This is a genomic window from Arthrobacter sp. HMWF013 (genome assembly GCF_003061105.1).
Lineage (GTDB): Bacteria > Actinomycetota > Actinomycetes > Actinomycetales > Micrococcaceae > Arthrobacter.
This window is the reverse complement of sequence record NZ_QAIQ01000518.1, coordinates 1-724: the sequence shown is the minus strand read 5'-3', so window position 1 is coordinate 724 and position 724 is coordinate 1. Positions and strand designations below refer to the sequence as shown.

General features: G+C 67.5%; 1 pseudogene. It reads left to right on the top strand.

What is annotated here, in order from left to right:
- Positions 1-724, top strand: a pseudogene (locus tag DBR22_RS24745) (Asp-tRNA(Asn)/Glu-tRNA(Gln) amidotransferase subunit GatB); the annotation flags it as partial.

Sequence of the window (724 nt, the reverse complement as noted above, 5' to 3'; positions counted from 1 at the left end):
GTCCTGGACTCCGGCGTGCCGGTGACCCAGGAAACCCGCCACTGGCACGAGGACACCCGCACGACGACGTCGGGCCGGGCCAAGTCCGACGCCGATGACTACCGCTACTTCCCGGAGCCTGACCTGGTTCCGATTGTTGCCTCCCGTGAATGGGTGGAGGAACTCCGCGCCACCCTGCCCGAACCGCCCGCGGCGCGCCGCAAGAGGCTGCAGGCTGACTGGGGCTACTCCGACCTGGAATTCCGCGACGTGGTCAACGCGGGCGTGATGGACGAGATCGAAGAAACCATTGCTGCCGGAGCTTCCGCCTCCGTGGCCCGCAAATGGTGGATGGGCGAGATCGTCGGCCGTGCCAAGAACGCCGACGTCGATCCGGGCCAGTTGGGCGTCCAGCCCGCCACCATTGTGGAGCTCAGCAAAATGGTGGAGGACGGCAAGATCAACAACAAGATGGCCACCGAGGTCCTGGACGGCGTGCTCGCCGGCGAGGGCACCCCGGCGGAAATCGTTGAGAAGCGCGGCCTGGCCGTGGTGTCCGACGACGGCCCCCTGCTGGAAGCCATCGACGCGGCCCTGGCCGCACAGCCCGGCGTCGCCGAAAAGATCCGCGGCGGCAAGCTCCAGGCCATTGGCGCGATCGTGGGCGGCGTGATGAAAGCCACCCGCGGGCAGGCCGACGCCGGCCGGGTCAAACAGCTGATCCTGGAAAAACTTGGCGTAGAAG